Here is a 20,561-nt window from a genome sequence, read left to right on the forward strand (position 1 = left end):
TAGTACTGCAACGGCACTCGTGTGAGTCGGTAGTGGATCGTGGTGGGTGTGGTGCTGGATGTGATCTCGGTGGAGTTGGAGCGGGTGCACGCGCGGATTGCGGGGCGGTTTGTGCGTTCCGAGCCGCGGGCGCGGGTGCGTGAGTATGTGTCTGGCCTGGTCGCGGGCTTGGAGCGCAAGAACGGGTGGACGATTGCCGAGCAGGCTGGTGAGGTCAGTCCGGACGGGATGCAGCGGCTGTTGCGGCGGGCGGACTGGGACATTGCTGGGGTCCGCGATGACGTGCGGGACTACGTCATCGAGCATCTCGGCGAGTCCGACGGGGTGTTGATCGTTGACGAGACCGGGTTTGTGAAGAAGGGCACGCGTTCGGCGGGGGTGCAGCGGCAGTATTCCGGCACGGCGGGGCGCACGGAGAACTGCCAGATCGGCACCTTTTTGGCCTACGCCTCTGGGTCCGGGCATGCGTTGATCGACCGGGAGCTGTATTTGCCGAGGTCGTGGACTGACGACCGGGATCGGTGCCGAGCGGCCGGGATACCCGACGAGGTCGGTTTCGCCACCAAGCCCCAGCAGGCCCAGGCCATGATCGACCGTGCTGTGCAGGCCGGGGTGCCGTTCGCCTGGGTCACCGGCGATGAGGCTTACGGGCAGGCGCATTACCTGCGGGACTGGCTCGAGCACCGTGATGTGGCCTACGTGCTGGCCACCAAACGCACCGACACCCTGACCACCGCCGGCGGTGACACGCGCCGGGCCGACGAGCTCGTCACCACACTCTCGCCGGGCTCGTGGCGGCGGCTGTCGGTCGGGGCCGGTGGGCACGGGCCACGCCTGTATGACTGGGCCCGCGTGCCGCTGGGCACGGCCTGGCCGCCCGGGCGGGGTCGCTGGCTGCTGGCGCGACGCTCGATCAGCGACCCCAGCGAGATCGCCTACTACATCGCCTATGGGCCCCGCCGATCCCGGCTGCTCGACCTGGCCTGGACCGCCGGCTCGCGCTGGCATGTCGAGGAATGCTTCCAACAGGCCAACAACGAGGCCGGACTCGACCACTACCAAGCACGTTCTTGGCGAGCCTGGTACGCCCACACCACCCTGTCCCTGCTCGCCCTCGCCTGGCTAGCCGTCGCGAAAACCCAGGCCATACAGGGGGAAACCGCGTCAGCAACCAGGGCATGATCGACTACACCTTAGCAGAGCTCCGTCGCCTGTTGATCAACCTCATCACCCGAACACCACACCCCGCCGACCACGTCTGGTCCTGGTCACGCTGGCGCCGACGACGCACACCACCAAGCCCGACACTGCCACTACCAACAACGCGGCTACCCACTCTGAGCGCCGTTGCAGTATTAGGGCCGAGCACGGGTGTGCTGCTTAACGATCGTCATGTCGCTCAGCGTTTTCCCGTCTAGTACTCGAGCTCTTGGAAGATCTGGATGAGTTCGTCTCCCGCGTCGGGGGTTGTGACGAACTCGCCGTTGCTGGCGGCTGTGATGATGCCGCGCATCGCATCGTTGGTGCCGGTGAGGCTGTTGGTGACCCCCTGCGGGGCGTTCATCGGCGTGATATCCCCAGCAACATCCCGCAGTGTGACGTCCGGCGACGTCACTGATCAGGTGCTGACGGGGGCAACGACGCTGCGTGGGTCTCCACGTGTGTCCTGACGCGCTGTCCCACGCAGAGAATCCGTGGAGTTCGCGGGAAATCGAGACCCTGGCCACGGTGTAGCGGCGTGTGGCTGGATCAGCCCCGGTCGTAGTCACCGGTCTTGAGCCGCTCCACGAACCCGCCCCAGGCCGCGGGAGTGACAGTGAGAGTGCCGCCCGCCCGGTCCTTGGTGTCGCGAATACCCACTGCGTCACTGGTCAAGGCGACCTCGACGCAACCTTGGTCATCGTTGGAGTAGGAGGACGTCTGCCGGACGTGGGCGGTGAAGCGCATAGTCTGGAGCTCCTTCAGCTTTTCCCTGAGCGGCTTCTTCGGCTCTTCCGGAGTGTTGGCCAGCGCGCGTAGGTCGTTCATGACCTGGGTGTATTGGTCGATTTCGGGTTTGTCCTCGAACCACACCGCGCGTACTCGGGTCTCAACGTAGACGACACCGGGATTTTCGGGAATCGGGAAGTGCAGGATCTCGAACGTGCCGGTCAAGCCAGGATGCGGTCCTACGCTGGCGGGACAGATCTGGATCTGGACGTTGTCGAGTTCGGCGAGCTCGACGAGGTGTTCGAGCTGGTCCCGCATGGTCGCCGTATCGCCGACGCGACGATCGAGCGCGCACTCGTCGATGACCACCCACGTGTGCGGCGGATCGGTGGAGCGGGTGAGCTCTTGTTGGCGTCTGCCGCGCGACTCGACCTTGTACTCCAGGTCGCTGTCCGACTGTTGGCCGCCCTGAACGACCTCGCTTGTGTAATCGGAGGTCCGCATCGGTCCCGGAGACAGCGTGCACGACGCCCGCACCCCCTCGATCAACAGCGTGATCAAGATTCATGGAAGAACCACCCACAATCCCTTCATGCTCTCCTGGTCGCGTGACCCACGAACGTGGTATCGGGATCATGCCCCAGGAGGAAAACTCCGTTTCTGGTGAAGTCGACGCGATGATGAGTGAGAGTGACGGTCCGACTGCCCGTGGGCCGCTGGTTTTTCCTTTGGGTGCTTGGTTGTTCGTTCGCCAGTCGCTACCACGAAAGGGCTAAAGATGGTATCGCTGCGTGGTGCGACCCGCGGGTTCGCGATTTTGTGTATATCTTTCTCGTTTTTCACGCGGAAGTGCTATTGATCTTGCTTCTCGTGTTCTGTGACTCTTGTCGGCGCAGTGCTGGATACCTACATGGAAAGGAAAAAATCCAGTCATGCCGAAAAAGCGAATTGCCCTTGTTTTCGTGGCGGCTTTCTCCATGGCCGGAATCGTGGGAGGCGGAGCCGCTGCCGTCGAGCAGCACGCGCCGCAGCGACAGGAGAGTCAGCAGCGAGACGACGTGATCGTGCTGCGTGAGCCGTACCATCTCTACAACGGCAGTTCCAATCTGTTCATGCTCGCGAAGAGTTGGAATAATGACGAGAACGGTCTGATAGACCTCTGGTACGAGCACAAAACGGGATCCGACGCTCTTCGTGAGCAATGGGAGTTCCGCGCCACTTCCGAAGAGGGCGTGGCCCGTATCAAGAATGTCGGGTCGGGGCTGTGCCTGCAACCCAATCCCAACAAACTCGACCCTCACAAACACGTGGTCCAGAAGGAGTGCGACAGGGGGGAGCGCGAGCAGTGGTGGAACATAACCTGGGATCGCGGGCTCCGTATCTCCAGCTTCAACAACGACAACCGCGTGTTGGCTCCGTACAACGGTCCGCAGGCTTCGCACAACATCGTGCTGGCCCGGGAGTCCGGAGGCACTGCTCAACGGTGGCGTGCTGTGATGGTCGACTGACATCCGACTGATGTGAGATTCCTCCGATCAGGCCGGATCCGTTCTCACGGGACGGATCCGGCCTGATCGGTACCGCTTTGAACGTCTTCACGGAATTGGGCCAGATCGATTCCCGGAAACCGGAACATCTCGAGGAGTATCGAGGTGAGTACGGCAGTTCGCGCGGTGTACTCGCCCACGATAACGGTGGGTTGGCCGCTTCGTCCTCCCCGGGCGGTTCGTTGAACTCCCTGTCGGGAGCGTGTCGTGTCGGATACGGCTCATCGCGTACTCGCGATCGTGTTCCAACACGCGACTTCGGCGTTCGAAAAACGAGCCCCGAGGAACATGCGTTCCGACCCCAAGCCCACACCGACCGAACAGCTCGCCCCGCCCGAACCCCCGAACCCGGTCACACCGGCGAACGCCGGAGCGCGGCGAGTCGCAGGTTCCGTATTCGCAGGTCAGGAGCGGGCGCGGTGCGGAGATGAGGAAGAAGTCCGGAAAAACGACGAACCGCCACCATGTTCGCGAGCTGTAGCCCCTGAGAGGTGGAAGCCGACCGTATCGACTGCCGGTCGGCGGTTCACACGAAAGAGATATTGATCTTCGCTGTCAGGTACTCGATAGTTTTTCATGAATCCGGGCAAGATCATGAGAAAGGATCGGGTTTCAGTGAAGCCGAAGAAGCGGATCGCGCTGGTACTCGCCACGGCGTTCTCCCTGGTGGGCATCATGGGGGCCGGCGCGGGCGCCGCCGAGCAGCGCGAACAGTCGCCCCAGGCGCGCGAGGCGCGGACCTCGATCGTGCTGGGCGAGCCCTACCACCTCTACAACCGCAGCGCGCACCTGTTCATGCTCGCCAAGGCGTGGAACACTTCGGAGAACGGCATCCTGGACCTGTGGTACCAGCACCGCACCGACTCGGCGCGGCTCCAGGAGCAGTGGGAGTTCCTGCCCACCGGCCTGAGCGGAGTGCTCCGGATCAAGAACGTCGGCTCGGGGCTGTGCCTGGAGCCCAACAACCAGGACCCACTGCGCCACGTGGTGCAGCGGCAGTGCGACCGGGGTGACCGTGCGCAGTGGTGGTGGGTCGACAAGGACGAGGGCCTGCGGATCGCGCCGTACAACAACGCCAACCGGGTGATGAACCCCTATCAGGTGGCCTACCCCTCGCGCGACATCGTGCTGAACAAGGACGTGGACAGCCTCTCCCAGCGGTGGAGTGCGATTCCGGTCGAGTGATTCTCGGCGTTCGGCTTCGGATCGGCTCGTCCGCGCTTCCGTGCAGGCGGAATCGAGCCGATCCGTTTCGTTTCCGGATATTTCGTCGCGCCGCCCGTTTCGAACGCGGAGACTCGGCGGAACACCGGGTCTCCGGGAGCGTACCGAGGGTGTTCGTAACAGTCTGTCCTGCGTATTCGTCCACAGGTCCGTTGGCGGGACCGTCCTAACCGGGGTTAGGGTCCGAGCGGAAAGCGCCGGTAGGGCGCCGTGCCGGGAATTCGAATCAGTGTTTGATCCGGAGCCGTGTTTCGACCCCTTCTCCGGCATTCGACCATTCGCACGGGAGTGGACATGAATCGTTTCGACGGACGCGGGGTACTGGTGACCGGGGCTGCCTCCGGGATAGGGCAGGCGACCGCCCTGCGGCTACTGGACGAGGGGGCCCGGCTGGTGGCCGCCGACATCTCGGAGGACGGCCTGGCCGAGACGCGGCAGCGCGCCGAGGACGCGGGAACCGCCGAGCGGCTGACCACCATGCGGCTGGACACCGCCGACGAGGACTCGGTCACCTCCGTGGTCGCTGAGGCGGTGGAGCGGCTGGGTGGACTCGACGCGCTGGTCAACGCGGCGGGCATGCTGCGCGCCGCGCACACCCACGAGACCTCGCTGGAGCTGTGGAACCGGATCATGACGGTCAACCTGACCGGAACCTTCCTGGTGACCAGGCAGGCGCTGCCCGCCCTGCTGGAGAGCGAGCACGGCGTGGTGGTCAACTTCAGCTCCACCTCGGCCTCGTTCGCCCACCCGTACATGGCCGCCTACGCCGCCAGCAAGGGCGGGATCCAGTCGTTCACGCACACGCTGGCCAGTGAGTACTCCAAGTGGGGGCTGCGCGCGGTCTGCGTCGCCCCGGGCAGCATCAAAAGCGGCATCACCGACGAGACCCCGAACTACCTGCCCGCCGACGCCGACATGTCGCTGTTCGCCAAGCTATCCCCGGCGCTGCGCACCGACCAGGAGGCGGGTGGAGCCACCATGGCGGGCCCGGAGACGGTGGCCGGAGTGGTGGCGATGCTGGCCTCCGACGACGGGGCCTTCACCACCGGCACCGAGATACGGATCGACGGCGGCACCCACGCGTAGCACCGTTCGGCGCCTCCGCGCACCCGGCCGCGCGTGGATCTCTCGCGAGATCGCCGCGCGGTCCGGCGAGCGCGGTACCGGTGGGCCGGGCGGGCGGCACCACGGCGAAGAGAGCGTGGTAGTGGCTCAGTCCAGGGTGTCGCGCACGATCGGGGAGGACATGCAGCGCGGTCCGCCGCGCCCGGAGCCGAGTTCGGAGCCGCTGATGCGCAGTACCTCGATGCCCGCGTCCTCCAGCCGCGCGTTGGTCTCGACATTGCGTTCGTAGGCCACCAGCGTGCCGGGAGCCACCGCCAGGGTGTTGTTGCCGTCCTCCCACTGCTCGCGTTCGGCGGTGACCGGGTCCAGACCGGTGTCGATCACCCGTAGCCGGTCCAGTTCCATCGCCTCCGCGGCCGCCCGCAGGAACGGTTCGGGGCCGGAGACCTTGATCCCGCCGCCTGCCGGGCGCAGCACGTAGGCGGTGAGGTGGTCGCGGATCGCGGGATACATCAGCACCGCGTCACGGTCCACCATCGTGCACACCGTGTCCAGGTGCATCGATGCCCTGGTCTGCGTGATCGGCACGGCGAGCACGGTGTGGGCGAGCCCGTCGGCGAACAACGAGCGGGCCAGCGACTCCGCCCCGGCGGGAGTGGTGCGCTCGCCGACCCCCACGGCCACCACGCCGGGTGCCAGCAGCAGCACGTCCCCGCCTTCCACCGGGGCCGAGTGCGCGCCGTAGGCGCGGGCGGACCACGCGAACCTGGGGTGGTAGGCGTAGACCAGATCGGTCAGCGCGGACTCGCGGATTCGCGCGGGCATCGCCAGCGAGGTCACCGCGACCCTGTCGTCGATCCAGACCGAGGAGTCCCGGGTGAACAGCAGGTTCGGCAGCGGATCGATGGCGAAGTCGTGTGGTTGGTGCATCCGGCGCACCAGTGACTGTCCCTCGGCGGCGGGCAGTTCCTCGAAGGTCATGCCCGCTATCAGAATGCCGGTCAGCGTCTTCTCGTCCACGCTGGACAGATAGGAGCGCAGGGTGTCAGCGACCTCGGCGCCCAGCCTGCGCTCGTCCACGCCGCTGTGCAGCGCGGCGGTGCGGGCTCTGGGGTCGCGCAGTGCCTCGGTCAGCAGCTCGTCGAGCAGCAGCACCTCCACGCCCTGCTCGCGCAGCACCGCCGCGAACGCGTCGTGCTCCTGTTCGGCGCGGTCCACCCAGGGGATCGCGTCGAACAGCAGTTGGTCGTTGTTGCGCGGGGTGAGCCGCTTGAGTTCACCGCCGGGGCGGTGCAGCAGCACGGTGCGCAGCGGGCCGACTTCGCTCGTCACGTGTGGAGTGCTCACGGTCCCGCAGCCTAGCCGTATCGAGCGAAAATAGCCGCATTCGGCGCGAAATTCGACGGATCGTTAATCCGAAAGCGGGTTGAAGTATCGGTTCGTTGTCCGAGGTTGTGCGATCAGGGCAGCCAGCCCACCCGCTCGCGCAACAGGGCGTAGCCGACGAAGGCGACGACGTCGATCAGCGCGTGCCCGACCACCAGCGCGTGGATCCGGTTGGTGCGTTGCCACACCCGGCCGTAGACCAACCCCATCACCACGTTGCCCACGAAACCGCCGACCCCCTGGTACAGGTGGTACGAGCCGCGCAGCACCGCCGAGATCCACAACGCGCGGTTCTCGGTGGTGCCCAGCTGGCGCAGCCTGGTGAGCAAGTAGCCCACGACCAGCACCTCCTCGGCCGCCGCGTTGCCGAGGGCGGACAGCACCAGCACCGGAGCGCGCCACCAGCTCTCGTCCAGGGTGGATGGTTGCACGGCCAGGTTCAGCCCCAGGGCGTGCGCCGCCAGGTACAGCCCCAGCCCGGGGATGCCGATCAGCGCCGCCAGTCCGGCGCCACGCGCCAGGTCGCGGCCGGGGGCGGTGCCGTCGAAACCGACGCTTCGCAACGCCACCCCACCCCGCCACAGCAGGTAGAGCCCGAGGGCGGCCCACCCGAACAGCCGCAGCACGCCGGCCAACTGCTCCGCCAGGTCCAGCAGCCCGAGCTGGGCCCGTGAGGTGTTGATCGCCACCGCCTGCTGGTCCAGCGACTCCGGCCGCAGCAGCGCGTCCAGCAGTGACAGCAGGCTCCGCAGCCCCGACATGCCGAGCGTGATCGTGAAGACGATCACCAGCTCGACGACGATCGCCCTGCGCTGCCCGGCATCCGTGACCGGAGCCGGTTCGGCGGGACGTCCTGGCAGCAGCCAGGCACGCGGCGTGGCGAGACCGTGACGGGGTTTCACTCCGGCGACTGTAGTAGGGGCGCGCTGCCCGGCCGTCCGGGTGCTCGGCACCCCGCGCCCGGCACCGCGGAACCGGGGACCGGCTCGTCCGCGCGCCGGAGGATGTGGCCGGTCACCGCTTCGCGGCCAGGAATGGACATCCCATCAGCCGTCGCAGTTCGGTGCTGAGTTGTTCGGAATCCGCCACCGGCTGTGAGAACCCGAGCCGGACGTCGTGGTCGCCGTCGGCCGACTCGACCCGGAGCCGGACCCCGTAGCGGTCCAGGCCCAGGGGGCGCACGTGCCCGCCGCGCAGCCGCTCCGGCAGGTAGCGGGTGAGCAGTCCGACGACGTCCCGGTGGGACAGCTCCAGGTGGCGCAGCCAGCCGTCCTCGTGGAGACAGAACGGGTCCGGCGGGGAAGCGGCGAAGTCGGCCGGGTCGATCGAGCAGGTCTCCTCGGAGTCGGCCAGCACCAGGGAGACCGCCTCCAGCCGCAGGGCGGTCACGCCGTTGCCGACGTCCAGCAGGCGAGGGTCGGGGCGGTCCTCGGCGACTTCGAGCACCCTGGTGTGCCGCTCCCCGGGTTCCGGGACGCGCAGCCACCCGGTCAGCCAGATCAGGCCGCGCACCGGTTCGCGGAGCCGTACCGGCGCGGCGTCGGCCACCTCCAACACGGCCCCGAACTCGCCGCGTGGCGCCTGCCAGACGGCCCCCACCAACGGGTGGTCGTCGGCCAGCAGCACCGTGGCGGTGCCGTCCCGGTGTACGTGGTGCAGCAACGGTTGGATCCGCCGAGCTCCCGAGCCGGACGGTTGCACGGCCGCTCTACCGCCCCGTTTGGCGATCGTGCGGGCCCGTTCGGCCGGAGCGGGTCTCGCTGGCGTGCGAGCGGTCTCGGGCATCACTCACCTCCGGGGCAGCACACGGCAGAGTTTCTTAGGTAACCCTAACCTAGTTGTTTCCGTCGCGGAAGTGACCCGATCGGGGAGTGGAGTGCCGCGTGTCGGGACCGCGTGCGGCGCCCCGCCTCGCCGACAGGAGTGGACTCCTCGCGAGACCGGCGGACGAGTGCCGCCCGCCGGTTACGATCACGCCCGCGGCGAGAGCCCGCGAGAGGTTCCGCCATGCCGCGCCGCCGGGCGAACCGGACCGACTCGTTCAGTCCTCCGGTTCGCCGCGCACCCAGCTGCGGTAGTAGGAGGAGTCCTCGGTCGCGGTGGCCGCCTCGCCGAGCCGCAGCGGCCGGAATGTGTCGATCATGACCGCGGTCTCGTCGAACCGTTCCGCCCCCAGTGATGCCTCCGCCGCGCCCGGCTGCGGTCCGTGGGTGCAGCCGGAGGGGTGCAGCGACAGCGATCCGATCCCGATTCCGGATCCCTTCCGCGCCTCGTAGTCGCCTCCCACGTAGAACATCAGCTCGTCGGAGTCCACATTGGCGTGGTTGTACGGCACCGGTATCGAGTCCGGATGGTAGTCCACCTTGCGGGGGCAGAACGAGCAGACCACGAAGTTCGGCCCCTCGAAGGTCTGGTGCACCGGCGGTGGCTGGTGTATCCGGCCGGTGATCGGCTCGAAGTCGTCGATGTTGAACACCCACGGGTAGAGGCAGCCGTCCCAGCCGACCACGTCGAACGGGTGGTGTTCATACGTCATCCGGGTGAGGCCGTCGTGGTGCCGGACCAGCACGTCCACGTGCTCGCCCTCCAGCAGTAGCGGTTCGGTGGGGCCGCGCAGGTCACGTTCGCAGTACGGCGAGCTCTCCAGGAACTGCCCCCGGGCGCTGAGGTAGCGCTTGGGTGGCCCGATGTGTCCGGTGGCCTCCACGAGGTAGAGCCGTGGCGGCCGTTCGCCCCTCGGCACCACTCGGTAGGTGGTGGAGGCGGGCAGCAGCACGTAGTCGCCCTCGGCGACCTCCAGGGCGCCGTAGATCGTCTCGAACCGCGCCGCACCCGTCTGCACGTAGCACAGCTCGTCACCGGTCGCGTTGCGGTAGAGCGGGCTGGTGACGTCGGGAACGGCGAAGCAGATCGACACGTCGCCGTTGCCGAACAGCAGCCTGCGTCCGGTCACCGCGTCGCTGCCGGGATCGCCGTGCGGGAACGCGAGTTCGCCGGTGCGGAAGTGTCGGGGACGCAACGGCAGGTTGGGGGCGGTCTCGCGGCCCCGCTCGTCCACCGCCTCGGCCGCTACGACGGCGGTGGGAAGTCCTCGGTGGTACAGCAGGGCCGATTCCGAGGAGAAGCCCTCGATCCCCATCAGCTCCTCGGCGTGGAGACTGCCGTCCGGTTGGCGGAACTGGGTGTGCCTCTTGCGTGGAATCTCGCCCACTTGGCGGTAGTACGGCATACCGGCCTCCGGTCGCTCGACTGTCGAGGTGCCGGGAAGCGCGGGAACGGGACCGAAGCCCCCGGAGGGTGCCTCGCGGCCCGCCGCTAGCACGAGGCGGACCCCTCGCGCGGTGTTCGTTTTACGGACACTTTTGTTCACTGCCCGGCACGGCATTAGCGTGACAGTCGTGTCAAGCGCTGTTGAACTCCACGCGCCCGGTCCGCGCGGTATTCCGCCCCTGTTCGCACGTCTGGTGGACGATGCTTCGCTCTTCCCGCCCGCCAACGCGTCCGTCGCCCAGGCGGTCGAGGAACACCTGCGTGCGCGGGACGGCGAGTACGCGGGGCTGCTGGGGCCGATCCTGTGCCAGGTCTCCCGACTGCCGGAACTGATCACCGAACTGGCCAAGGCGAAACCCGCCGAGCCCGTTCCGATGTCGCTGGTCTGCGACACCGGTCTCGGGGAGGTGCCGAAGGCGCTCTCGATAATCGAGGGGCGCCAGGAGCTGCTCTCGCTGCGGATGGTCGAGATGCCGGGACCCTCCGAGGTCGACGACGTGTGGTTGGAGCGCGTTTCCGAGTTCGTCCCCGAGGACGTGGTCCGCGTCGTCGAGCCACGACGAGGTGAGGGGTGGCTCGACGGAGTGCGCCAGGTCGCCGAGTTCGGGTGCTGGCCGAAGCTGCGTTCGGGAGGCCAGACCGTCGAGTCCTTCCCGAGCGTCGACGTGGTGGCCGAGTTCCTGGCCGTGGCCACCACGCTGGAGGTTCCCTTCAAGGTGACCGCCGGGATGCCCCGTGCGGTCCGCCGCACCGACTCGGAGACGGGGTTCCCGCACCACGGCTTCCTGAACCTGCTCGTGGCGGTGGGGCGAGCCCTGTCCGGTCAGGACGTGCGCGGCGCCCTGGCCAGTACCGACGAGCGGGCACTGACCGAGGAGGCGTGCTCGTTCTCCGACGAGGCGGCGAAGGCGGTCCGGAGCGTGTTCTCCTCGTACGGGGCCACCTCGCCCACCGACCCCGTGTCCGATCTCGTCGAGTTGGAACTGCTGTGACCTGGATCGAGGATCCCGAATTCGCGCCGGACCGCCCGTTCGGCCCGCAGACACTGCCGTACGGCGTGCTGGGAACGGCCACGGGTCCGACGGTGGCCGTGCGGGTCGGCAAGCACGCCATCCCGCTGCGGGGACTCGCCGACGAGCTCGGCCCGCGAGTGGCCGAGCTCGTTTCCGGGGACTCGTTGGACCCGCTGCTGGCCGCCGGACCGGCGGCCTGGCACGAGCTGCGGGAACGCCTGATGGAACTGGTCGGGTCCGACACCAGGCCGTCGAAGGCCGAGCTGATCCGCACCGACTGGCACACCCAGCTGATGCCGTTCACCGTCGCCGACTTCGCGGACTTCTACTCCTCGCGGGACCACGCCGAGAACGTCGGCAGGATCTTCCGCCGTGATACGGACCCGCTGCTGCCCAACTGGACGCACCTGCCGGTCGGCTACCACGGCCGTTCCGGCACCGTCGTGGTCTCCGGAACGGACGTCTCCCGCCCCAACGGTCAGCGCCGCGTCTCCGGCGACCCCACGCCGGTGTTCGGCCCCACCCGCAGGCTCGACTTCGAGGCCGAGGTGGGGTTCGTCTGCGGGGGCGAACCGGCCTCGTACGTCAGCCCCGACGAGTTCGCGGACCACGTGTTCGGCGCCGTGCTGGTCAACGACTGGTCGGCCCGCGACGTCCAGTCCTGGGAGTACCAGCCGCTGGGGCCGTTCCTGGCCAAGTCGTTCGCGACCTCGATCTCGGGCTGGATCACCCCGCTGGCCGCGCTGGAGCACGCCAGGGTCCCCACCACAGGCTACGACCACCAGCTGCTGGACTACCTCGTCGAGCAGCGGCCGTGGGGACTGGACCTCAGGTTGGAGGTGCGGTGCAACGACACCCTGCTGTCCCGCCCGCCCTTCGAGCGGATGTACTGGTCGCCCGCCCAACAGCTGGCGCACCTGACCGTGAACGGCAGCCCGGTCCGGCCGGGTGACCTGTTCGCCTCCGGTACGGTTTCGGGGCCGGAGCCCGACCAGCGGGGCTGCCTGCTCGAACTCAGCTGGGGCGGTTCCGACCCCGTTACCCTCGACGACGGCGAGCAGCGCACTTTCCTGCAGGACGGCGACCGGGTGACCATCAGCGCCACCGCACCCGGGGAGCACGGTCGTCCGGTCGGGCTGGGTGATGTGACCGGCACGGTGCTGCCCGCGGTTCGGAGGTGACCCGATGAGCACGAGCTCGGCCCGCCCCGCCGGGGATCCGACTCCCGAACCCGAGCGGGAACCCGCCGGGGCCACTCCGACGAAGGAGAGCTCGCTGACGCTGGAGCGCGGTCTGAACCTGCTGCAGGCGGTGGCCGACGCCGACAGCGAGGCACCGACCATCAGCGACCTGGCCAACATCGTCGGGGTCAGCAGGGCGGCGGTGTATCGGCTGCTGGGCCCGCTGCAGAGTCGGGGACTGGTGCGACGCGAGGGCTCCAAGGTCCGGTTGGGGCTGGGCGTGCTGTGGCTGGCGGGCAAGGTGGTGCCGCAGCTGCGGTTCGCGGCCTTACCCGCGTTGCGCGCCCTCGCGGAGCGGGTGGGGGCCACCGTGCACCTCACGGTGGCCGACGGCAACGAGGCCCAGGCGATCGCGGTGGTCGAACCCTCCTGGACGAGTTACCACGTCGCCTACCGGGTGGGAACCAGGCACTCCGTGCAGCGCGGCGCCGCCGGTCGTGCCGTGGACCTGTCGGAGGAGGGCCCCAAGTGGATCACCAGTGTGGGCGAACTCCAGCCGGGGGCCTACGGGGTGGCGGCTCCGGTGCGCGGTGTTGCCGGGCTGCGGGCCAGCGTCGGGGTGATCGCCATGGAACCGTTGTCACCGGACGAGGTCGGGCCGCTCGTGGTACGCACCTGTTCCGCCGTCGCCGACGCTCTGGGATAGAACCGTTCACCCGGAGAGTTGCTCGATTACCCGAGTGGCGGAACCTCTCGCGCGGCTCTCGTCGCGGGGCCGGAGACATCGGGTAGGTACTACGCGACGTCTCCGGCGTCCTCGCGAGAGCCGCACGCGAGAACCCGCGGCGGTGCGGGCTGTGGGGGCGGAGCTCGGCCCGCGTGAGTGGTGCGGGTTCGGCGCTGCGCGCCGGATGCTCGGGCGGTGTGCGGTTTTTCGGCGTGTTGGGTCTTCCTCGCGAGAGCCGCACGGGAGACCCCGCGGCGGTGCCGGTGCGGGGATGGTGGGAGCTGGGCCTGCGAGGGTGGTGGGGGTTCGGAACCACACCGAAGAGATCCGGCGGTCTCGCGGGTGCGTTCCGGCGGAGTGAGCCGATCGGTGCCCGTTCGAGGCCTGCGTCCCGACTCCGAGAAGCGGAGTGTCCTCTCCGGCGGAATTTTCGGAACGACTGTTTACAACCGACGGTTTCCGGGGTGAGAATTCCGCTCGTTCGTGGGTGATGCCCCAGCTGGTCGTTCGTTGGCCGGCCCGACCGGCCCCCGGTCCGCCCCGAACCGGACCACTGGTCCCACCTCCGCCGGGACCAACGTCCCGGCCGCCACCGGGACCCTCGTCCGGGGGAATGAGGACGATTTGTCCTGCAATTCCCGCCCGCTCGGGGGCAGGGTTGTGAGCGTGGATCTTCTCGGCATCGCCAGGTGGCAGTTCGGGATCACGACGGTCTACCACTTCCTCATGGTCCCGTTGACGATCGGACTCGCGATCCTCGTCGCGGGGATGCAGACCGCCTGGTACCGCACCGGCAACGAGCGGTACCTGAAGATGACCAAGTTCTGGGGCAAGCTCATGATGGTCAACTTCGCCATGGGCGTGGTGACCGGCATCGTGCAGGAGTTCCAGTTCGGCATGGCCTGGAGCGAGTACTCCAGGTTCGTGGGGGACGTCTTCGGGGCACCGCTGGCGATGGAAGGCATCGTCGCCTTCTTCGTCGAATCGGTCTTCCTCGGGCTGTGGATCTTCGGCTGGGGCCGGCTGTCCAAGCGGGCGCACCTGGCCTGCGCCTGGGCCTTCTCACTGGCCACCGTGGCTTCGGCCTACTTCATCCTGGCCGCCAACTCGTGGATGCAGCACCCCGTCGGGGTCGAGATGGTCGACGGTGAGCCCCGGCTGAGCTCGATCTGGGCCGTGCTGACCAACAACACCCTGTTGGCGGCCTTCCCGCACACGATATTCGGCTGTTTCGCGGTGGCGGGCACCTTCGTGCTCGGCATCGCCGCGTGGAAGGTCTGGAAACGGGACCGCCAGGGGCTGCCGCGTGACGAGGACCGCCGGGTCTGGCACAAGTCCATGCGCGTCGGCGCCTGGGTGGCGCTGGTCTCCTTCGTGGGGCTGGCGATCTCCGGGGACGTGCAGGGCAAACTGATGTTCCAGCAGCAGCCGCTGAAGATGGCCTCGGCGGAGGCGCTGTGCCACACCGAACAACCCGCCAGCTTCTCGGTCTTCGCCTACGGCGACGTGAGCCGCCCCGACTGCGAGAGCGTCAAGAGCATCACCGTGCCGTTCATGCTGTCCTATCTGGCCCACGGCGACTTCGACACCGAGGTCAAGGGAGTGCAGCAGCTGCAGCGGGAGTACGAGGACGAGTACGGCACGCACTACCCGAACGACCCCAGGTTGGGCGACCTCGCGGGCGAGCGGATCGAGTACCAGCCGAACCTGCCGGTCACCTACTGGGGCTTCCGGTTCATGATCGGGTTCGGCGCTGTCTCGGCCCTGGCGGCGCTGGGCGCGCTCTGGTTCACCAGGGGCGGCAGGTTCCCGCGCGGACGGTTGTGGGGGCCGCTGGCACTGGCGTCCATCGCCACCCCCTTCCTGGGCAACGTGTTCGGGTGGATCTTCACCGAGATGGGGCGTCAACCGTTCGTGGTCGCTCCCAATCCCAATCCGTCCGGGGTGGATGGTGTCTGGATGTACACGGCGCAGGCGGTCTCCTCCGGGGTGTCGCCCGGCGAGATGATGACCTCGCTCATCGCGCTCACCTCGGTGTACGGCGTGCTGCTCGTGGTCGAGGTGTTCCTGATGGTGCGTTACGCGCGCGGTGGCTTCGAGGCCGTGATGCCGCCGAAGCATTCGGACGACGACTCCGGCTCCGGTGGGGACGACGTCCTCTCCTTCGCCTACTAGCACCAGCCCGGGGAGGAAGGCGGCGCTTTCGCCCCGGGCGCTCACGTGCCCCCACACGACCGCGTGGCACCAGCCGCGCACGACCGACCAGCGGAGTGACTGATGGATCTGCCGACCGTCTGGTTCTGCGTCATCGCCCTGCTCTGGCTGGGCTATCTCTTTCTGGAGGGCTTCGACTTCGGGGTCGGCATGCTGCTGCCGGTCCTGGGACGCCGGGAGACCGAACGCCGGGTGCTGATCAATACGATCGGGCCGGTCTGGGACGGCAACGAGGTCTGGCTGATCGTGGCGGGCGGCGCCATGTTCGCCTCCTTCCCGGGGTGGTACGCGGGGCTGTTCAGCACCGCCTACCTGCCGCTGACCCTGCTGTTGCTGGTGCTCATCGGTAGGGGAGTGGCCTTCGAGTACCGGGGCAAGGTCGATACCGACCGGTGGCGACGCGCCTGGGACGCGGTGATCGTGATCGCCTCCTGGGTCGCGCCGCTGATGGTCGGGCTGGTGCTGTCGGCCACCGTGTTCGGACTGCCGCTGGACGCCAACGGCGACCGGGTCGGCGGCCCGTTGGTCATCCTCACGCTGCCCAACCTGCTCGGCGCCCTGGCCGTGGTGGCGTTCTCGCTGCTGCACGGTGCCGCGTTCCTCGCGCTGAAGACCGAGGGCGGTGTGCGGGAACGCGCCCACCGGTTCGCGCTGCTGCTCGGGGTCCCGCTGCTGCTGCCGGTGGTCGGGCTGCTGCTCGTCGCCCAGCTGCGAGAGGGCGCGGCGTGGACCTGGATATCGCTGGTGATCGTGCTGCTGGCGGGGGTGGCCGCGCTCGCGCGGCAGGCCGTGGGGCGCGACGGACAGGCCTTCGTGCTGCAGGGGGTCGCGCTGGCCGGGGTGGTGGTCACGCTGTTCGGTGCGCTGTGGCCCAACGTGCTGCCGTCCACGCTCGATCCGGCGTGGTCGCTGTCGATCGCCGAAACCGCCTCCAGCCCCTACACGCTGACCGTGGTCACGTGGGTGGCCGCCTTCGGCACACCGGCGGTGCTGGTCTACCAGGGGTGGACGTACTGGGTGTTCCGCAAGCGGATCGGGACCGAACACATCCCCCCGGTGCACGCCGCTTAGGGCAGCGTGCGGAAACGGGCTGCGTTGGTGGTGCTGTGGCGGAACCTCTCGCACGGCTCTCGCTGCGGTCCGGAGACATCGAGTAGGTACTACGCCACGTCTCCGGCGTCCTCGCGAGAGCCGCACGGGAGAACCCGCGGCGGTGCCGACGGCGGGAGTGGTGGGAGTTCGGCCCGTGAGGGTGTCGGGAGTTCGGCACCGCCACTGGGCGCGGCGATTTCTCGAGAAATCGCCGCCGTCCGGGTGCTGCGGCTCGGTCGTCGGCACGGCGGTGCGAAGCGACGGCGGTCGAGTGCGGATGGAGAGTTTCGACAGGACCGGGGAGAGATCGCGCGAGGGAGTCGGAAAGCGTGACACGTCGTTCGAGCAAGCCGAGCGGCACCACGGGTGTCGGGGAGGGCGAGCGGGGCAGCGCCGTTCTCGCGAACGGCCCGCTGGGGACGCTGCCACGACTGTCGCCCTCCACCCGGCGTGCCCTCTACCTCAGCGGCGTGCTGGCCGTGTTGGGGGCGCTGGCGCTGATCGTGCAGGCGTGGGCGCTGTCCGACGCGTTGGCCCGGGTGGTCGTGCACGGCTTCGACGCCACCGCGATCGGGGACCGGTTGGCTGTGCTGTGCTGCGCCGTGCTTGCCCGTTCCGCGCTGAACTGGGCCACCGCGAGCGTCTCCGCGCGCGCCGCTGCCGGGGCCAAGGAGGAGCTGCGCTCCGTGGTGCTGGACTCCGCGCTGCGGCGCGGTCCCGAGTGGATCGACCGCCACGGCGCGGCCGAGCTGACCACCCTGGCCACCAAGGGGCTGGACTCGCTCGACGCCTACTTCACGCGCTATCTCCCCGCGCTGGTGACCGCCGCCGTGGTCCCCCCGATCGTCGGTTTTCGGATTCTGCTGGCCGACTGGGCCTCGGCCGTCACGATCCTGCTCACGGTTCCGCTGATACCGCTGTTCGCGTGGCTGGTCGGCCGCTATACCGAAGGCCGCACCCAGCGGGCGGCAGCTTCGCTGCGGCGCATGTCCGGTCATCTGTCCGAACTGGTCCGCGCGCTGCCGGTGCTGACCGCGTTCGGGCGGGCCGAGGCGCAGCGCGAGGCGGTGCGACGGGTAAGCGAGCAGTACCGGCGCAGCAGCGGCTCGACGCTGCGCATCGCGTTCCTGTCGGCGCTCGTGCTGGAGCTGTGCTCCTCGCTGTCGGTGGCGCTGGTGGCCGTCAGCATCGGGATGCGGCTGGTATCCGGGGATCTGGACCTCTCCACCGGTCTGCTGGTGCTCGTGCTCGCGCCGGAGTGCTACCTGCCGCTGCGCGCCGCCGGTGCGGCCCATCACGCCAGCGAGGACGGTCTGGAAGCGGTGCGCCGTGTCGAGGAGGTGGGGCTCGGGACGGAATCGGCGGGTGGGGCCCGCACCGCCGAACCACCGCCGGAGCACGGCGGTCCGGCGGTTCCGCTGCGGGTGCGCGGTCTCCGGGTGGCTCGACGGGAGGGGCACGCACCCGACGGGCTCGATTTCACGGCTCCCCCCGGCCGGGTGACGCGGCTGGACGGTTTCGACGGGATAGGGCCCAGCGGCAGCGGCAAGTCCACCACCTTCGCTGTGCTACTCGGCTTCGCCACCCCCGAGAGCGGGACACTGCACTACGGCGACACCGAGATCACCGAACCGCGCTCCGCGAGTTGGCGGGCCCAGCTCGCGTGGATTCCGCAGCGCCCCGCCTTCTCCGGCGGGAACGTCGCCGAGGAGCTGCTGCTCGCGGTCAGCGACCAACCGGGGGGAACCGCCGACCACCTCGACGAGGTGCTGCGGGCGGCCGCGGCCGAACACCTGGCGCATCGCCCGGTCGATGCCCTGTCCACCGGGGAACGCCAGCGGGTGGCGGTGGCCCGTGCGCTGTTGCGGTTGCGCGGCCGGGCCCGCGTGCTGCTGGCCGACGAACCGACGGCCCACCTGGACGCTCCCACGGCCGCGCGGGTCGAGGCCGCCATCCGTGCGGCGGCGGACGCCGGGGCAGTGGTGGTGCTGGCCAGCCACCGTCCCGGGGCCGCCGAGCCGGGCGGCTCGCCAGGTGGCGACGCCGTGCCCTCCACCGAGATGCCCGAGGTCGCCCCCGGCACCGCCCGTATCGGGGAGCTGGTCACCGGCAGGGGAGTGGCCGGTGCGGCGCTCGGTGTGCTCTCGCTGCTGTCCGGGACGGCGCTGACCGCCACCTCGGCCTGGCTGATCGCGCGGGCCGCGCAGCAACCACCCGTGCTGACGCTCAGTGTCGCGGCGGTCGGGGTCCGCACCTTCGCGCTGTCCCGGGCCGTGCTGCGCTACGTGGAGCGGCTCGCCACGCACGACGCCGCGTTCCGGTTGGCGGGCAGGCTGCGCGAACGCCTCTGGGAGGGGTTGGTCCGCTGGGGCCCAGCCCGGTCCGCCGTGCTGGCCCGAGGTGACGGCGCGACCAGGCTGGTGGACGACACCGACACCGTGCGGGACCTGGTGCCCAGGGTGCTGGCGCCGCCGCTGACGGCGGTCGGAGTGGGGTGTGGCGCCGTCGCCGTGCAGAGTCTCGTGCTTCCCGGAGCGGGACTGCTGCTGGCGCTGGCGTCGCTGCTCGCGGGCGTGGTGGCCCCGCTCGTGGCCCTGGCCGTGCAACGGCGCGCCGCGGCGGCCGTGGCGGCGGGGCGTCGCGAGGTGTCCCTCCGCGCGCGGGGTCTGCTCGGCTCCGCCGCCGAGCTGCTGGCGATGGGGGCCGCCGAGCAGCGGCGCCGCGAACTGGCGCGTGCCGACTCGGAACTGGCCCGCAAGGCCCGCAGGGCCGCCTCGGGAGAGGGGGCGGCGGGGGCCGTGATCACGCTCGTGATGGGAGCGGCGGTGGTCGGCTGCACCGCACTGGCCGCCCGGGCGGTCGCGGCCGGACGGCTCGCCCCGGAACTGGCACCGCTGCTCGCGCTGGTGCCGCTGGCCGTGACCGAGGCGGTGTCCGAGCTCCCCGCCGCGGCACAGCATTGGTCGCCGCTGCGACAGGCACAGCGACGGCTGAGCCCGTTCCTGGCCGAGCGGAACACGGGTCGTGCGAGCACCGCGAGCACCGAGCCCACTCCCGGACCGGCACACCGCGAGGGGACGCAGCCGGACGCCGCGACGGTGCCCCACCGGCCCGCGCTCCCGGTGAGTCCCGGCGAGGTCCGGCTCGACGACGTGCACGCCCGGTGGCCCGGTTCCGGGGAGGACACGCTGTCCGGGGTGACGCTGCGCGTGGCGGCGGGATCGCACGTCGCCGTGGTGGGGGACTCCGGCGGCGGGAAGTCCACCATGCTGGCGGTGCTGGCCGGACTACTGCCGGTCGAGAGCGGGGATCTCGCGATAGGCGGCAGGGTGGCCTGGTGCCCGCAGGACCCGCAGCTGGTCTCCACCACCATCCGCGAGAACCTGCGCCTCGCGGACCCCCTGGCGGACGACCAGCGGCTGGTCGGAGCGCTGCGCTCGGCCGGTCTGGCCGGTTGGCAGGACTCGTTGGACACCGTGGTCGGTACCGGTGGTGCCGAGCTCTCCGGTGGCGAAGCGCAGCGGCTGGCCCTGGCCCGGGCGCTGCTCGTGCCCGACGCGGAGCTGCTGCTGCTCGACGAACCGACCGCCCACCTGGACGAGCCGACCGCGCGGGAACTGCTGGAGAACCTGGAGCGCGAGGCGCGCGGGCGCACCGTGGTGCGGGTTACACACCGCGACAGTGAAGCGCGCCGGGCGGACACGGTGATCCGGGTCGCCCGGGGGAAGGTCCACGTCGTCCCCCGGGTCGACGAGGTGACGGGGTGACCGGTGCGCGGAGCGGCGCCTCACGGCGCGGTGCCCTCCTCCCCCGAAACTCCCCCGGAAGACCGCCGCGCCCGTCGGATGCCTGACCCGCTAGGCGCGGGGTCCGCGCGACGAGGCGCCATCGGCGTTCGACCACCGGAGGAGCC

General features: G+C 69.4%; 16 protein-coding genes. 10 read left to right on the forward strand and 6 right to left on the reverse strand.

Annotation, left to right across the window (positions count from 1 at the left end; genetic code table 11):
• The first annotated feature begins 48 nt into the window (after positions 1-48).
• Positions 49-1,182, forward strand: coding sequence for an IS701 family transposase (locus BLQ75_RS19235; protein ID WP_092604163.1), 1,134 nt, complete (start codon positions 49-51; stop codon positions 1,180-1,182).
• Positions 1,183-1,414: 232 nt separating this feature from the next.
• Here the strand turns inward: BLQ75_RS19235 and BLQ75_RS23615 are convergent, their stop codons facing one another.
• Both BLQ75_RS23615 and BLQ75_RS24585 read right to left on the reverse strand, forming a co-directional pair.
• Positions 1,415-1,564, reverse strand: a complete 150-nt coding sequence (locus BLQ75_RS23615) for a hypothetical protein (protein WP_170837573.1) — start codon at positions 1,562-1,564, stop codon at positions 1,415-1,417.
• A gap of 185 nt (positions 1,565-1,749) precedes the next feature.
• Positions 1,750-2,490 (reverse strand): DUF397 domain-containing protein, encoded by a 741-nt coding sequence (locus BLQ75_RS24585; protein ID WP_092604091.1) that lies wholly within the window; start codon positions 2,488-2,490, stop codon positions 1,750-1,752.
• A 371-nt stretch (positions 2,491-2,861) separates the two neighbouring features.
• Here BLQ75_RS24585 and BLQ75_RS19245 point away from each other — a divergent pair, with 371 nt between their 5' ends.
• From BLQ75_RS19245 to BLQ75_RS19255, 3 genes are all read left to right on the forward strand, one after another.
• Positions 2,862-3,437, forward strand: a complete 576-nt coding sequence (locus BLQ75_RS19245; RefSeq protein ID WP_092604092.1) for an RICIN domain-containing protein — start codon at positions 2,862-2,864, stop codon at positions 3,435-3,437.
• A 654-nt stretch (positions 3,438-4,091) separates the two neighbouring features.
• Complete coding sequence (locus BLQ75_RS19250) at positions 4,092-4,661, forward strand: RICIN domain-containing protein (RefSeq protein WP_244515734.1); 570 nt, start codon at positions 4,092-4,094, stop codon at positions 4,659-4,661.
• 333 nt (positions 4,662-4,994) lie between these two features.
• Entirely contained in the window at positions 4,995-5,786 is a 792-nt protein-coding gene (locus BLQ75_RS19255; RefSeq protein ID WP_092604093.1) for an SDR family NAD(P)-dependent oxidoreductase, read from the forward strand.
• A gap of 126 nt (positions 5,787-5,912) precedes the next feature.
• On the opposite strand, the gene BLQ75_RS19260 is transcribed toward BLQ75_RS19255, so the two are convergent.
• The 4 genes from BLQ75_RS19260 to BLQ75_RS19275 form a co-directional block, all read right to left on the reverse strand.
• Positions 5,913-7,097, reverse strand: a complete 1,185-nt coding sequence (locus BLQ75_RS19260) for an arginine deiminase (protein ID WP_092604094.1) — start codon at positions 7,095-7,097, stop codon at positions 5,913-5,915.
• A 128-nt stretch (positions 7,098-7,225) separates the two neighbouring features.
• Positions 7,226-8,053, reverse strand: coding sequence for a CPBP family intramembrane glutamic endopeptidase (locus BLQ75_RS19265; protein WP_211481476.1), 828 nt, complete (start codon positions 8,051-8,053; stop codon positions 7,226-7,228).
• A gap of 112 nt (positions 8,054-8,165) precedes the next feature.
• Positions 8,166-8,936, reverse strand: coding sequence for a DUF2470 domain-containing protein (locus BLQ75_RS19270; protein WP_092604095.1), 771 nt, complete (start codon positions 8,934-8,936; stop codon positions 8,166-8,168).
• Between the two features lie 256 nt (positions 8,937-9,192).
• Complete coding sequence (locus tag BLQ75_RS19275) at positions 9,193-10,380, reverse strand: homogentisate 1,2-dioxygenase (protein ID WP_092604166.1); 1,188 nt, start codon at positions 10,378-10,380, stop codon at positions 9,193-9,195.
• A gap of 169 nt (positions 10,381-10,549) precedes the next feature.
• Here BLQ75_RS19275 and BLQ75_RS19280 point away from each other — a divergent pair, with 169 nt between their 5' ends.
• The 6 genes from BLQ75_RS19280 to cydD all read left to right on the forward strand — a co-directional run bounded on the left by BLQ75_RS19280 (position 10,550) and on the right by cydD (position 20,415).
• Complete coding sequence (locus BLQ75_RS19280; protein ID WP_211481477.1) at positions 10,550-11,413, forward strand: hypothetical protein; 864 nt, start codon at positions 10,550-10,552, stop codon at positions 11,411-11,413.
• Positions 11,410-12,615: a fumarylacetoacetate hydrolase family protein gene (locus tag BLQ75_RS19285; RefSeq protein ID WP_092604096.1), complete on the forward strand. Its 1,206-nt coding sequence runs from the start codon at positions 11,410-11,412 to the stop codon at positions 12,613-12,615. Before BLQ75_RS19280 ends, BLQ75_RS19285 begins: the two co-directional genes overlap by 4 nt.
• A 4-nt stretch (positions 12,616-12,619) precedes the next feature.
• A complete protein-coding gene (locus BLQ75_RS19290) occupies positions 12,620-13,321 on the forward strand; it encodes an IclR family transcriptional regulator (RefSeq protein WP_092604097.1) in 702 nt (233 codons plus the stop codon).
• A 687-nt stretch (positions 13,322-14,008) separates the two neighbouring features.
• Entirely contained in the window at positions 14,009-15,517 is a 1,509-nt protein-coding gene (locus BLQ75_RS19295; protein WP_092604167.1) for a cytochrome ubiquinol oxidase subunit I, read from the forward strand.
• 102 nt (positions 15,518-15,619) lie between these two features.
• Positions 15,620-16,627: a cytochrome d ubiquinol oxidase subunit II gene (cydB, locus tag BLQ75_RS19300; protein ID WP_092604098.1), complete on the forward strand. Its 1,008-nt coding sequence runs from the start codon at positions 15,620-15,622 to the stop codon at positions 16,625-16,627.
• A gap of 350 nt (positions 16,628-16,977) precedes the next feature.
• Positions 16,978-20,415, forward strand: coding sequence for a thiol reductant ABC exporter subunit CydD (gene cydD / locus BLQ75_RS19305; protein WP_092604099.1), 3,438 nt, complete (start codon positions 16,978-16,980; stop codon positions 20,413-20,415).
• Positions 20,416-20,561 lie beyond the last annotated feature (146 nt).

Source organism: Actinopolyspora xinjiangensis (assembly GCF_900104475.1).
Taxonomy (GTDB): Bacteria; Actinomycetota; Actinomycetes; order Mycobacteriales; family Pseudonocardiaceae; genus Actinopolyspora; species Actinopolyspora xinjiangensis.

Coding starts and splice junctions, on each gene's coding strand:
- cydB (WP_092604098.1), top strand. CDS start 15,620: ATGGATCTGCCGACCGTCTGGTTCTGCGTCATCGCCCTGCTCTGGCTG.
- BLQ75_RS23615 (WP_170837573.1), bottom strand. CDS start 1,564: ATGAACGCCCCGCAGGGGGTCACCAACAGCCTCACCGGCACCAACGAT.
- BLQ75_RS19245 (WP_092604092.1), top strand. CDS start 2,862: ATGCCGAAAAAGCGAATTGCCCTTGTTTTCGTGGCGGCTTTCTCCATG.
- BLQ75_RS19270 (WP_092604095.1), bottom strand. CDS start 8,936: ATGCCCGAGACCGCTCGCACGCCAGCGAGACCCGCTCCGGCCGAACGG.
- BLQ75_RS19275 (WP_092604166.1), bottom strand. CDS start 10,380: ATGCCGTACTACCGCCAAGTGGGCGAGATTCCACGCAAGAGGCACACC.
- BLQ75_RS19255 (WP_092604093.1), top strand. CDS start 4,995: ATGAATCGTTTCGACGGACGCGGGGTACTGGTGACCGGGGCTGCCTCC.
- BLQ75_RS19290 (WP_092604097.1), top strand. CDS start 12,620: ATGAGCACGAGCTCGGCCCGCCCCGCCGGGGATCCGACTCCCGAACCC.